Annotated in this window: 12 protein-coding genes; 5 read left to right on the top strand and 7 right to left on the bottom strand. The window is 70.5% G+C overall.

Going from position 1 to position 12,225, the window contains the following annotated elements; all coding sequences use genetic code 11:
• Nucleotide 1 precedes the first annotated feature (1 nt).
• The gene (locus BCF44_RS49335) at nucleotides 2-865 is read left to right on the top strand and encodes a phosphotransferase (protein ID WP_116181519.1); all 864 of its coding nucleotides are present in this window, start codon (nucleotides 2-4) and stop codon (nucleotides 863-865) included.
• Here the strand turns inward: BCF44_RS49335 and BCF44_RS49330 are convergent.
• Genes BCF44_RS49330 through BCF44_RS49310 form a run of 5 tightly spaced genes read right to left on the bottom strand, consistent with a single transcriptional unit; the run spans nucleotide 848 to nucleotide 5,338 of the window.
• Nucleotides 848-1,240, bottom strand: a complete 393-nt coding sequence (locus BCF44_RS49330; protein WP_116181547.1) for a nuclear transport factor 2 family protein — start codon at nucleotides 1,238-1,240, stop codon at nucleotides 848-850. The two genes, BCF44_RS49335 and BCF44_RS49330, sit on opposite strands and share 18 nt — an antisense overlap.
• A 38-nt stretch (nucleotides 1,241-1,278) precedes the next feature.
• Entirely contained in the window at nucleotides 1,279-2,154 is an 876-nt protein-coding gene (locus BCF44_RS49325) for a TIGR03619 family F420-dependent LLM class oxidoreductase (protein WP_116181518.1), read from the bottom strand.
• Complete coding sequence (locus BCF44_RS49320; RefSeq protein ID WP_116181517.1) at nucleotides 2,151-3,314, bottom strand: thiolase domain-containing protein; 1,164 nt, start codon at nucleotides 3,312-3,314, stop codon at nucleotides 2,151-2,153. Before BCF44_RS49320 ends, BCF44_RS49325 begins: the two co-directional genes overlap by 4 nt.
• The gene (locus BCF44_RS49315; RefSeq protein ID WP_116181516.1) at nucleotides 3,314-4,366 is read right to left on the bottom strand and encodes a thiolase domain-containing protein; all 1,053 of its coding nucleotides are present in this window, start codon (nucleotides 4,364-4,366) and stop codon (nucleotides 3,314-3,316) included. The genes BCF44_RS49320 and BCF44_RS49315 overlap by 1 nt, the downstream gene beginning before the upstream one ends.
• Before the next feature lie 9 nt (nucleotides 4,367-4,375).
• The gene (locus BCF44_RS49310; RefSeq protein WP_116181515.1) at nucleotides 4,376-5,338 is read right to left on the bottom strand and encodes a Zn-ribbon domain-containing OB-fold protein; all 963 of its coding nucleotides are present in this window, start codon (nucleotides 5,336-5,338) and stop codon (nucleotides 4,376-4,378) included.
• A gap of 42 nt (nucleotides 5,339-5,380) precedes the next feature.
• Here BCF44_RS49310 and BCF44_RS49305 point away from each other — a divergent pair, with 42 nt between their 5' ends.
• Both BCF44_RS49305 and BCF44_RS49300 read left to right on the top strand, forming a co-directional pair.
• Nucleotides 5,381-6,439, top strand: a complete 1,059-nt coding sequence (locus BCF44_RS49305; protein WP_116181514.1) for an LLM class F420-dependent oxidoreductase — start codon at nucleotides 5,381-5,383, stop codon at nucleotides 6,437-6,439.
• Between the two features lie 5 nt (nucleotides 6,440-6,444).
• Nucleotides 6,445-7,989, top strand: coding sequence for an acyl-CoA synthetase (locus BCF44_RS49300; protein WP_116181513.1), 1,545 nt, complete (start codon nucleotides 6,445-6,447; stop codon nucleotides 7,987-7,989).
• Between the two features lie 236 nt (nucleotides 7,990-8,225).
• Here BCF44_RS49300 and BCF44_RS49295 read toward each other — a convergent pair whose 3' ends face one another.
• On the bottom strand, nucleotides 8,226-9,026 hold the full coding sequence (locus tag BCF44_RS49295; protein WP_116181512.1) for a crotonase/enoyl-CoA hydratase family protein: 801 nt from the start codon (nucleotides 9,024-9,026) through the stop codon (nucleotides 8,226-8,228).
• A gap of 51 nt (nucleotides 9,027-9,077) precedes the next feature.
• Here BCF44_RS49295 and BCF44_RS49290 point away from each other — a divergent pair, with 51 nt between their 5' ends.
• Entirely contained in the window at nucleotides 9,078-10,724 is a 1,647-nt protein-coding gene (locus tag BCF44_RS49290; protein WP_116181511.1) for an acyl-CoA synthetase, read from the top strand.
• Nucleotides 10,705-11,799: an NAD(P)H-dependent flavin oxidoreductase gene (locus BCF44_RS49285; RefSeq protein WP_116181510.1), complete on the top strand. Its 1,095-nt coding sequence runs from the start codon at nucleotides 10,705-10,707 to the stop codon at nucleotides 11,797-11,799. The genes BCF44_RS49290 and BCF44_RS49285 overlap by 20 nt, the downstream gene beginning before the upstream one ends.
• Here BCF44_RS49285 and BCF44_RS49280 read toward each other — a convergent pair.
• Nucleotides 11,796-12,209 carry a hypothetical protein gene (locus BCF44_RS49280; protein ID WP_147328978.1) on the bottom strand — a complete coding sequence of 138 codons (414 nt, stop codon included), beginning with the start codon at nucleotides 12,207-12,209 and terminating at the stop codon, nucleotides 11,796-11,798. The genes BCF44_RS49285 and BCF44_RS49280 overlap by 4 nt on opposite strands.
• Nucleotides 12,210-12,225 lie beyond the last annotated feature (16 nt).

Genomic DNA, 12,225 nt, shown 5'->3' with positions numbered 1-12,225 from the left:
CATGCAGACCGAGCGGCTCGCGCGGGCGATCGGTGGGCCGGTCGTCCGGGCGACGCCGTTCACCGGTCGGGGATACACGCCCGCCCGCCGGATGATCGCGGAACTCGCCGACGGCACAACCGTTTTCGCCAAGCAGGGCGTGAACGAGTACACCGCCGGCGAGCTCCGCCGCGAGTTCGCCAACTACCAGCGGCTGCAGGGGTTCTTCATGCCGGTGTTCGTCGGCTGGGACGACGACGGCGGTGTGGAGCCGATCCTGGTGCTGGAGGATCTGTCCACAGCGGACTGGCCGCCGCCGTGGACGGTGGATCGCGTCGTCCAGGTGCTGGACACGATCGGCGTTATCGCCCGGCAGCCCGTGCCCGGCGGCGTGGTGGAGCTGGAGGAGGAGTGGGTCGGTGGCGGGTGGCAGGCCGTCGCTGACGACCCGGAACCGTTCCTGTCGCTGGGAATGTGCACGGACGCGTGGCTGGATCGGACGCTGCCGACACTGCTGGACGCGTCGGCCGGCGCCCGACTGAAGGGCGATCAGCTGGTGCACCTGGACGTTCGCAGCGACAACCTGTGCTTCGCCGGCGACCGCACGGTGTTCGTGGACTGGAACCACGCGTGCGTCGCCAATCCCGAGGTGGATCGGGCGTTCTTCCTGCCCAGCATGGTTTCCGAGGGCGGCCCGCCGCCGGAGGAGGTCGCGACCGTCTCGCCCGAGATGGTCGCGGTGGTGGCGGGCTTCTTCGCCTGCCGGGCTGCGCTACCCCCGGTGCCAGGGGGACCGGGGGTGCGCGGCGTTCAGCGTGCCCAGTTGACGGCGGCCCTGCCGTGGGCCGTCAGGGCGCTGGGGCTGCCGTCACTCGGTGGTGCGTAGCGTCTTCATCGCGCGTTCCATCTCCCAGTGCGCGCGGACGGACTTGATCAGGCCGTCCTCGTCGATGCGATAGACGAACACGCCGTCGGTGTCCATGAGGTTGTTGCCGGGCAGATGGATCGTGATGGTGCCGACGTTGGCGCACTCCAGGCCGTTGGCGAACGAGTCGCGCATGGTGAAGTCGAAGCCCTCGGCCAGCGCGATCGCCTTGTCCCAGAAGGCCCCGATGGCCTCGTGGCCGTGATGGCCCCGGCCCTCGGGGTCGAACGGGGACGGGCCGACCGGGTCCTCCACGCAGCCGTCCAGGGCGAACAGCGACAGCCACTTCTCCTTCTCGCCGGCCACCACGGCCTCCATGGACCGCCAGGACGCCATGCGCGCCGGGTGCTCCACCTTCGACGCCTGCCAGTCGATCACGCGGTCACCTTCTCGATCACCTCGTGCTGGAACCGCCGCAGCGCGTCCTGCTTCGCGGCCAATTCGCCGTCGAAGCCGACGCCGTAGAGCAGCCAGGGCATCACGATCGCGTCGGTGACGCCGGCCCCGGCCAGGTCCTGGTAGCCGTCGACGCCGAACTTGTCGATGGACACGGCCTGGATCTCGAACGGCTGGTCGGCGCGGCCGTACTCCTCACGCAGCTCGCCCAGCCGGGCCACGATCTGTCGCAGGTCGCCGAACTTGATCATCGCCGACGTCCAGCCGTCACCGATGCGGGCGGCCCGGCGCAGGCCGGCCTCGGTGTGCCCGCCGACGTAGAACGGCACCGGCTGCCCGGGCGCGGGACTCATCTGCAACTTGTCGAAGTCGTAGTACTTGCCGTGGTACTCGACCATGCCGCCGCCGAGGATCAGCTTCAGCACCTCGATGGCCTCGTCGCTGCGCGGCCCGCGGTGCGCGTATTCCGTGCCGCACCAGGCGAATTCCTCCGGCGACCAGCCGAGTCCGACGCCGAGCCCGAACCGGTCGCCGGTCAGCGCGGCGACCGAGCCGACCTGGCGGGCCAGCAGCACCGGGTTGCGGGAGCCGAGCTTGAGCACCTGCGTGTAGAACCGGATCGTGCTGGTGCCGGCGCCCATCGCGGCCGCCGCGATCAGCGGGTCCGCCCACGGCGTCTCGGCCGTCCAGAACCGCGAGCCGTCCGGCGTGTACGGATAGTCCGCCGACACCTTCTCCGACCAGAACAGGGAATCCGGCAGCGCGATCGACGCGAAGCCGCACTCCTCGGCCGTCCTGGCCAGCTCCACCAGCTGGTCGAGCGGGCTCATCGCCACCGCAAGCGTGAACTTCACCGCGCACCCGGCCTTTCCGATCCGACCACCCAGAGCGAGAAGTACTGCGAACCGCCGCCGTAGGCGTGGCCCACCGCGACCCGCGCGCCGTCGACCTGGTGCTCGCCGGCCCGGCCTAGCACCTGCATCGCCGCCTCGGCGTAGCGCAGCAGCCCGGACGCGCCGATCGGGTTGGACGACAGCACGCCGCCGGACGGGTTCACCGGCAGCCGGCCGCCGATCGCGGTCTCGCCGGCCTCGGTGAACTTCCAGCCCTGGCCCTCCTCGGTGAACCCGAGGTTCTCCAGCCACATCGGCTCGAACCAGGAGAACGGCACGTAGATCTCGGCGACGTCCACTTCGGACACCGGGTCCTTGATGCCGGCCTGCTTCCACAGCGCCGCCGCCGCATCCTTGCCGGCCTGCGGGCTGACCTGGTCCCGGCCGGCGAAGGTCGTCGGCTCGGTCCGCATCGCCGTGGCGTGGATCCAGGCCGCCGGGCGGCCCTTCGCCGTCTGCTCGTCGGCGATCACCACGGCGGCCGCGCCGTCGGAGGACGGGCAGGTCTCGTCGTAGCGGATCGGGTCCCAGAGCATCGGCGACGCCTGCACGGATTCGACCGTGATGTCCGGCTGCTTGAGATGTGCGTACGGATTCAGCGCGCCGTTGCGGCGATCCTTGGCCGCGACGATCGCGCCGATGTGGTTCGGCGCGCCGGACCGCCGGATGTAGGACCGCACGTGCGGCGCGAAGTAGCCGCCCGCGCCGGCGCCTACCGGCATGTGGAACGGCGGCATGATCGACAGCGCCCACATGGCGTTGGACTCGGACTGCTTCTCGAACGCCACCGCCAGCACGCGGCGGTGCACACCGGACTGCACCAGGCTGGCGGCCACGTTGCCGGTGGAGCCGCCGACCGAACCGGCGGTGTGCACGCGCAGCAACGGTTTCCCGGTCGCGCCGAGGGCGTCGGCGAGGAACAGCTCGGGCATCATGACGCCCTCGAACAGGTCCGGGGCCTTGCCCAGCACCACCGCGTCGATGTCCGACCAGTCCGTGCCGGCGTCGGCCATGGCCCGGTCGATCGCCTCCCGGCACAGGCCGGCCATGGACACGTCCTGGCGCTTGGCGGTGTGGTTGGTCTGGCCGGTCCCGATCACGGCCGCGAGTTGCGCGCCCATCAGCGTCCCTCCAGCACGCAGACGAGATTCTGTTGCAGCAGCGGGCCGCTGGTCGCGTGGGCCAGGGCCTTGTCGGCGCGGCCGGCGCGGATCTCGGCGGCCGCGGCGCCGATGCGGATCAGGCCGGCGGCGAACATCGGGTGCCCGGCCAGCACGCCGCCGGACGGGTTCACCCGCACTTCCTCGCCGAGTCCGAGCGCTTGGCGCAGCAAGATGTCCTGGTGCGTGAACGGCGCGTGCAGCTCGGCCACCTGCACGCCGTCCACGCCGGCGGCCTTGGCCGCCGCGATGGTGGACGGCGAGGTGGTGAGATCTCTGGCGCCCAGCATAGGAGTGTCGACTCGGTGCTCGAAGCCGGTGATCCAGGCCGGGCGTTCCGACAGCTCGCGGGCCTTGTCGCCGGAGGCCAGGATGATGGCCGCCGCGCCGTCGGTGATCGGCGCGCAATCGTGTGCGCGCAACGGGTCCGCCAAATACGGCTGTTTCAGCAGCTCCTCGGCCGTGGTCTCGCCGGAGAGCTGGGCGTCCGGATTGGACAGTGCGGCACGGCGGCTGGCCGCCGCCACCTCGGCCATGTCCGCCTCGGTCCACAGCCCCTGCTCGATGCCCAGGCGGGCCTGGAGTCCAGCCACGCCAACGGAATCCGGCCACAGCGGCGTCACCAGGTACGGGTCCATCTGCATGGCCATGATCCGCCGCAGCTCGCCGGCCGAGGACTTGCCGAAGCCGTACACCAGCGCGGTCTCCGCCTCACCGGTGCGGATCTTCACCCACGCCTCGTACAGTGCCCACGCGGCGTCCATCTCCACGTGCGATTCCATGATCGGCGGGAACGCGCCGATCGCGTCCACCGCCGCGATGAAGGAGAACGCCCGCCCGGCAAGGTAGTCCGACGACCCGGAGCACCAGAAACCGATGTCCTGTTTGGACAGGCCGGTCTCGGCGAACAGCCGGTGGAACACCGGCACCAGCATCTCCACGCCGTTGGTGGTGCCGGGTGTGCGGCGCACGTTCGGCGCCTGCGCGAAGCCGACGACCGCCACCTCGCTCACGGGAGCCTCCTAGAGATGCTGTGCGTACGATTCATAGGGCGCGTCCGGTTCGCCGGACGGCTCGAAGTGGTCGATGTTCTCCAGCGTGGTGCCCCACTGGTCGCGCGGCCGCCACTGCGCCCGCACCCGCATGCCCATCCGCACCTCGGCGGCGTCGCAGCCCAGCACGAGGTGCAGGAACGGGATGTCCGCGCCGTCGAGCAGGATGTACGCGGCGACGTACGGGGGCTTGATCCGCTGCCCCAGGAACGGCACGTTGACCACACAGAACGTGGTCACCACGCCGTGGTCGGGCAGTTCGACCTCGTCCTCGGTGGGCACCCCGTCGGTCGGGCAGGAGCCGCGCGGCGGGATGTAGACCTTGTCGCAGGCCGGGCAGCGCTGGCCGAGCAGCTTTCCCTCGGCGAGTCCGCGCAGGTAACGGCTTTCCTCCGGCGAGGCCGTGTGGTCGTACCTGAGGTGGATCGGCGTCGTCAGCATGGTGACGTCGTCGCCGACGACCGGTTGGCGTTCAACCGGTTCGGCGTCGAGCGGTTCGAAGCACTCGATGTCCCGGATGCTGCCGACCGGTTCCGCCGCCCAGCGCACGCGCACCCGCATGCCGGTGCTCATCTTGTCCGGCGAACCGGCGTCGACCGCGTGCAGCAGTCCCGTGTCGGCGCCGTCGAGCTTGACCAGCGCCCACGCGAAGGCGTGTGAAAGCGGTTGCCCGTCAAGTGGTTGCGCGTTCCACGACCACGTCTGCACGACGCCTTCCGTGCCGACGTCGACGAACTCGGTGAGCTTCTCGGCGGTCACCGGGTCGTACTCGGCGGGCGGCACCAGCACGCGGCCGTCTGATCCCCGGACGCCGGCGATCGTGTGCCCGCGCAGCCCCGTGGCGAACCGGCCCAGCACCGGCCCGAGCGAGCGGGTGTAGTCGAAGCCCACGTTCAACGGGGCGCTCAACGGTTCCGAGCTGATCGTCACCATCGAAGTGAAACACGTTCTCGTTTTTGCGGCAAGATGAAGGGTATGAGGCTCGGACTGCAACTCGGCTACTGGACCCCGGTGCCGGCCCCCAACACCCCGGACCTGGTCGCCGCCGCGGAGCGCAGCGGCTTCGACTCGGTGTTCGCGGCCGAGGCGTGGGGCTCGGACGCGTTCACCCCGCTGGCCTGGTGGGGATCCCGCACATCACGGCTGCGACTGGGCACCTCGGTGGCCCAGTTGTCGGCGCGCACGCCCACGGCGTGCGCCATGCACGCCCTCACCCTGGACCGGCTCAGCGGTGGGCGTTTCATCCTCGGGCTCGGGGTGTCCGGGCCGCAGGTGGTGGAGGGCTGGTACGGCCAGCCGTTCTCCCAGCCACTGGCTCGGACCAGGGAATACGTGTCGATCGTGCGGCAGGTGCTGGCCCGCGAGGCACCCGTGGTCAACGCCGGCAAGCACTATCCGTTGCCGTATCAGGGGCCGGGGGCGCTGGGGCTCGGCAAGCCGCTCAAGCCCATCGCGCACCCGCTACGGCCGGACGTGCCGATCATGCTGGGCGCGGAGGGGCCCAAGAACGTCGCCATGACGGCCGAGATCGCCGACGGCTGGCTGGCGATCTACTACACGCCGCGGCTGGCGGGGCTCTACAACGAGTGGCTGGACGAGGGCTTCGCGCGGCCCGGCGCGCGGCGGTCGCGGGAGGAGTTCGAGATCGTCGCGAGCTGCCAGATCGTGCTCACCGACGACCGGGCCGGCGCGATCCGGGCCATGAAACCGGTGCTGGCGCTGTACATCGGCGGCATGGGCGCGGCCGGCATGAACTTCCACGCCGACGTCTTCGCCCGGATGGGCTATCCCGAGCAGGTGGCTGCAATCGGCGAGCTGTTCCGCTCCGGACGTAAGGAAGAGGCGGCCGCCGAGGTGCCGGATGCGCTGGTCGAGGACGTGATGGTGGTGGGCAACGCCGAGGAGGTCCGGGCCCGCGTCGAGGAGATGGAACGGGCCGGTGTGACCACCCTGCTGGTCGGCTGCGGGAGCGTCGAGCAGGTCGAGCAGCTGTCCGCGACCCTTGTCGGCGAAGTGGAACACGTTCTAGATTGAGGTGCATGACGGCGCCTGGACTGTGGAACATCGCGGCTGCGGAACCCGGGTTGACGGCTGTCGTCGACCCCGACGGCGGGGAGGTCAGCTACGGCTCGCTGGCCGCGGCGGCCGACCGGTACGGCCGGGGGTTGCAGGCCATGGGCCTGCGACCCGGCGACAGCATCGTGGTGCTGCTGCCCAACGGATCCGATCTGCTGGCGATGTACTTCGCCGCCATGCAGACCGGTCTGTACATCGTGCCGGTGAACTGGCACCTGATCGGGCCGGAGGTCGCGTACCTGGTCGCCGACTCCGGCGCCAAGGCGTTCGTGGCGTCCGAGCGGTTCGCCGAGACGGCGATCGTGGCGGGGGAGTCGCTGCCTCCGGAGGCCAGGTTCGCGGTGGGGACCATTGGCGGCTTCCGGCCGCTGGCCGAGCTGGGGGCGGACGAACCCGTTGGGCGGCCGGACATCCGCACGTCCGGCGCGCCGATGCTCTACACCTCCGGTACCACCGGCCGGCCCAAGGGCGTGCGGCGGGCGCTGACGGGGGCCGACCCGGACGACGTTCCGGCCGCCGGCGTCTGGTTCTTCGGCATCTTCGACCTCAAGCCGTTCGACGGGCACGTGCACCTGTGCGGGTCGCCGCTGTACCACACGGCGGTGCTGAACTTCGTCGCCCTGTCGATCCAGTTCGGACACACGACGGTGCTGATGGACCGGTGGGACGCCGAGGAGATGCTCCGCCTGATCGAGAAGCACCGGGTGACGCACAGCCACATGGTGCCGACCCAGTTCCGGCGGCTGCTGGCGCTGCCGGAGGAGGTGCGGGCCCGGTACGACGTGTCGTCGCTGCGGGTGGCGATCCACGGCGCGGCCCCGTGTCCGCTCGAGGTCAAGCGGCGCATGATCGACTGGTGGGGACCGGTCGTGACGGAGTACTACGCGGCGACCGAGGGCGGCGGCACGGTGATCACCGCGACCGACTGGCTGCGCAAGCCGGGGTCGGTGGGCCTGCCATGGCCGGGATCGGTGGTGAAGGTGCTCGGCGACGACGGCGCCGAGCTGCCGCCGGGCGAGGTCGGCACCGTGTACATGCGGATGGGCGCCTCCACTTTCGAGTACTACAAGGACAAGGCGAAGACCGATGCGGGTCGGGTCCGGGACCTGTTCACCCTCGGCGACGTCGGCTATCTGGACGAGGACGGCTATCTGTTCCTGTGCGACCGCAAGGCCGACATGATCATCTCCGGCGGGGTGAACGTCTACCCGGCGGAGATCGAGGGGGAGCTGGCCTGCCACCCGTCGGTCGCCGACGTGGCGGTGTTCGGCATCCCGCATTCCGACTGGGGCGAGGAGATCAAGGCCGTCGTGCAGCCGGTCGACGGCCTGGAGGGCACCCCCGAACTGACGGAGGAGCTGCTGGCCTTCGCCGCCTCCCGCCTGGCCAAGTTCAAGCTGCCCCGGAGCATCGACTACGTCGCCGAGCTCCCCCGCGACCCCAACGGCAAGCTCTACAAGCGCCGCCTCCGCGACCCCTACTGGCAAGGCCACGACCGCGCCATCTGACAACCCCCGCGAGTCGCGCCCAGCACCAGAACGAATATAGGTCTGAGGCAGACCCCGGCGAGTCGCGCTCTCGGACACACCGAGTGCACGTCTCAGACAGAACCCCCCGCGAGTCCCGCCCAGTGTCACACCGAATGTCGATTTCCGGCAGAACGAGACTCCAGGCTCGGATCTGCCGGAAACCTACATTCGGTGTGTCTGACTGTGCTCGATTTCTGGGCGAACTCGCGGGGTTCTTACTTGCCCTGGAAGTTGGGGCGGCGTTTGGCGGCGAAGGCGGCGGGGCCCTCCTTGGCGTCCTGGCTGAGGAAGACCCGCATTCCGTGCTGGGCCTCCAGCTTGAACGCCTCGTTCTCGGGCAGGCCCTCGGTCTCCCGGATGGTCCGCAGGATCGCCTGCACGGCCAGCGGTCCGTTGGCGGCGATGAGCTCGGCCAGCTCCAGCGCCTTGGCCAGCGCCTGTCCGTCCGGCACGACATGACCGATCAAGCCGATGCCCAGCGCCTCGGCGGCGGTGATGTGCCGGCCGGTGAGCAGCAGGTCGGCGGCCACGGTGTACGGGATCTGCCGGGGCAGCCGAACGGCGGAACCACCGAGCGGGAACAGGCCCCAGCGGGCCTCGGACACGCCGAACCGGGCGCTCTCGCCGGCCACCCGGATGTCGGTGGCCTGGAGGATCTCGGTGCCGCCGGCGATGGCCGGACCCTCGACGGCGGCGATCAGCGGCTTCGTCAGCCGCCGGCCCTTGAGCAGGGGTTCGATCACGGACAGGTCGAAGCCGCCGCCGGAGAACGAGTCGCCGGGGTGGCTGGCGGTCATCGCCTTGAGGTCGGCGCCGGCGCAGAACGCGCCGCCCGCGCCGGTGAGCACGCAGACCCGGACGCTGTCGTCGGAGTCGACCCGGTCCCAGGCCTCGCGCATGATCGCCATCATCGGGCCGGACAGGGCGTTGCGCGCCTCCGGGCGGTTCATCGTCACCACGAGGACCGCGCCTCGTTGGTCTACCAGGCAGTGCTCGGACTCCTGCGTCGCCGTCATCAAGCCTCCCAGGGGATTGCCCAAAACAGTAACACGTTCTAGTTTGCAGGGGTGGCCCTCAACATCGCAGACCTCGTGGAGCACGTAGTCGATCTCGTCCCCGAGCGTGCCGCGGTGATCTGCGGCCAACGCACGGTGACCTACGCCGAGTTGGACGAACGCGCCAACCGGCTGGCCAACCACCTCGCCGCGCAGGGCGTCGGCCCCGGCGACCACGTCGGCGTGCACTCCCGGAATTCCATTGAGATGGTGGAAAGCATGCTCGCGGCGTACAAGCTGCGGGCCGTCGCCATCAACATCAACTACCGCTACACCCGCCCCGAGCTGCGCTACGTGTTCGACAACTCCGACCTCGTCGCGCTGATCCACGAGCGCCGCTACGCCCCGCTGGTCGCCGACGTGCTGCCGGAGGTCCCGGCACTGCGGCACGTGATCTACACCGAGGACGGCACGAACGAGAACGTGTCCTACCCCGCGGTCGAGTACGAGGCGGCGCTGGCCGCCGCCAGCCCGGCGCGGGACTTCCCGGAGCGCAGCCCGGACGACATCTACATCCTCTACACCGGCGGCACCACCGGCCACCCCAAGGGCGTGCTGTGGCGTCAGGAGGACGTCTGGCGCGTGCTCGGCGGCGGCATCGACTTCCTCACCGGCGTCCCGGTGGAGGACGAGTGGCAGCAGGCCCGCCAGGGGCAGGCGTACGGACTGGTCCGGCTGTGCGCGCCGCCGATGATCCACGGCGCCGCCCAGTGGGGCGTGTTCGGGGCGCTGTTCACCGGCAGTACGGTCGTCCTGCTGCCGCGGTTCGAGGCCGACGAGATCTGGCAGGCGGTGCAGCAGCACAAGGTCCAGGTGATGATGATCGTCGGCGACGCGATGGCCCGGCCGCTCATCGAGTCCTATCGGGACGGTGACTACGACGCCTCCTCGCTGGCGGCGATCTCCAGCAGCGCCGCGCTGTTCTCCAAGGCCGTCAAGGAGGAGTACATCGCCGCCTTCCCCAACGTGGTGATCACCGACGCGATCGGGGCCTCGGAGACCGGGTTCACCGGCATCGGCGTCGTGCAGAGCGGCGCGCCGCAGTCCGGCGGCCCGCGCGTGAAGGCCGATCCCGACAGCATCGTGCTCGGCGACGACGGCAAGCCGGCGCCGGTCGGCGTCATCGGAAAGCTGGCCCGGGGCGGGCACGTCCCGCTCGGCTACTACAAGGACGAGGCCAAGACCGCCGCGCTGTTCGCCGAGGTCGACGGCAAGCGCTATGCCGTGCCGGGGGATTTCGCCCGCCTCGAGGAGGACGGCACCGTTACCCTGTTGGGGCGCGGCAACATGTGCGTCAACACCGCGGGGGAGAAGGTGTTCCCGGAAGAGGTGGAGGGCGTCCTCAAGTCGCATCCCGATGTCTTCGACGCGCTGGTGCTCGGCGTCCCCGACGACCGCCTCGGCCAGCGGGTCGCCGCCGTCGTGCAGGCCCGCCCCGGCCGGACCGTCTCGTACGACGAGCTGGACAGCCATGTGCGGCAACAGATCGCCGGCTACAAGGTGCCGCGCAGCATCTGGCTCGTCGACGAGATCAGCCGGCTGCCCAGCGGCAAGCCGGACTACCGCTGGGCGCAGCAGCTCGTCGCCGAGCAGGCGCCGACCGTCGAGGTGCAGACCACCGCCGGGCTCGGAGGGTCCCATGCGCACGGAACTGTGTGACCGTTTCGGCATCGAACACCCGGTTTTCGGCTTCACGCCGTCGGAACACGTCGCCGCGGCGATCAGCCGGGCCGGCGGGCTCGGCGTGCTGGGCTGCGTCCGGTTCAACGATCCGGCCGAGCTGGACGCCGTGCTGACGTGGATGGACGAGCACACCGACGGCAAGCCGTACGGGGTCGACGTCGTGATGCCGGCGAAGATCCCGACCGAGGGCACCGCGATCGACCTCGACGCGCTGATCCCCGCCGGCCACCGGGACTTCGTCGAACGAACGCTCCAGGAGCTCGGCGTCCCGCCGCTGGACGAGGACGCCCACGGCGCCGGCGTGCTCGGCTGGCTGCACTCGGTGGCGCGGTCCCATGTGGACGTTGCCCTGCAACATCCGATCAAGCTGATCGCCAACGCGCTGGGCTCGCCGCCCAGGGACGTCATCGAACAGGCCCACGAGCACGGCATCCCGGTCGCCGCCCTGGCCGGCAAGGCCGAACATGCTCAACGGCACGTCGCCAACGGCGTGGACATCGTTGTGGCGCAGGGATATGAGGCCGGCGGCCACACCGGCGAGATCGCCAGCATGGTCCTCGTGCCGGAGATCGTGGACGCCGTCGACGTCCCGGTGCTCGCCGCCGGCGGCATCGGCAGCGGCCGCCAGCTCGCCGCCGCGCTCGCCCTGGGCGCCAGCGGCGGCTGGCTCGGTTCGTACTGGCTGACCACCGCGGAGTACGCCGAGAGCGTGCCCGCCTCCGCCACCCAGCAGGCGCTGCTCGCCGCCGGCTCCAGCGACACCGTCCGAACCCGTGTCTACACCGGCAAACCCGCGCGCCTGCTCAAGACCCGGTGGACGGAGGCGTGGAGCCAACCGGGCGCACCCGAGCCGCTGCCCATGCCGTTGCAGAACCTGCTCGTCGCCGACGCGCACCAGCGCATCACCCGCTCCGGCGACCCCAGCGTGGTGTCCATGCCGGTCGGCCAGATCGTCGGACGGATGAACGAGATCCGCCCGGTCGCCGACGTGATGTCCGATCTGCTGCGGGAGTTCGACGAGACGCTGACCCGGCTCGACAAGCTCCGTTAGCGGCTGCTCACCCAGTCGGCCAGCTGGTCCAGCGACTCCCGGCTGTGCCGGTCCATGCCCCGGCGCGAGCGGCCGAACGCGTACAACCTGGTCAGGCGCTCGCCGTCGGCTTCGCGCCAGATCAGGGCGTACCGGTCCGGATCGACCAGGATGACCGCGCTGGTCGGGATCGACACCGTCCGGACCCAGCCGCGCACCCTGATCGTGTCCGCCGCGCAGTCGACGCCGCACTCGGCGCCCCGCACGCTCAGCGTCACGGCGATCAGCAGCGCCGCCACCAGCAACGGCAGCTTCAGCGGGCTGCCGCCGATGACCGGTCCGGCGAGGACGAACGCGCCGAACGGGAGTAACCAGCTGAGGACGATGATGGCGACCTGCGAGTGCGCGCTCATGCGAAGCCTCAGTGGCACACCAGGATGATAGCGA

It is taken from the genome of Kutzneria buriramensis, assembly GCF_003387475.1.
Classification (GTDB): domain Bacteria; phylum Actinomycetota; class Actinomycetes; order Mycobacteriales; family Pseudonocardiaceae; genus Kutzneria; species Kutzneria buriramensis.
Note: the sequence above shows the minus strand (reverse complement) of the source record. Positions and strands in the feature narration are given on the sequence as shown.

Excerpts from the sequence above, each read along its gene's own strand:
- BCF44_RS49305 (WP_116181514.1), top strand. The coding sequence starts at position 5,381 with ATGAGGCTCGGACTGCAACTCGGCTACTGGACCCCGGTGCCGGCCCCC.
- BCF44_RS49330 (WP_116181547.1), bottom strand. The coding sequence starts at position 1,240 with ATGGCGTCCTGGCGGTCCATGGAGGCCGTGGTGGCCGGCGAGAAGGAG.
- BCF44_RS49310 (WP_116181515.1), bottom strand. The coding sequence starts at position 5,338 with ATGGTGACGATCAGCTCGGAACCGTTGAGCGCCCCGTTGAACGTGGGC.
- BCF44_RS49295 (WP_116181512.1), bottom strand. The coding sequence starts at position 9,026 with ATGACGGCGACGCAGGAGTCCGAGCACTGCCTGGTAGACCAACGAGGC.
- BCF44_RS49335 (WP_116181519.1), top strand. The coding sequence starts at position 2 with ATGCAGACCGAGCGGCTCGCGCGGGCGATCGGTGGGCCGGTCGTCCGG.
- BCF44_RS49300 (WP_116181513.1), top strand. The coding sequence starts at position 6,445 with ATGACGGCGCCTGGACTGTGGAACATCGCGGCTGCGGAACCCGGGTTG.
- BCF44_RS49320 (WP_116181517.1), bottom strand. The coding sequence starts at position 3,314 with ATGGGCGCGCAACTCGCGGCCGTGATCGGGACCGGCCAGACCAACCAC.
- BCF44_RS49285 (WP_116181510.1), top strand. The coding sequence starts at position 10,705 with ATGCGCACGGAACTGTGTGACCGTTTCGGCATCGAACACCCGGTTTTC.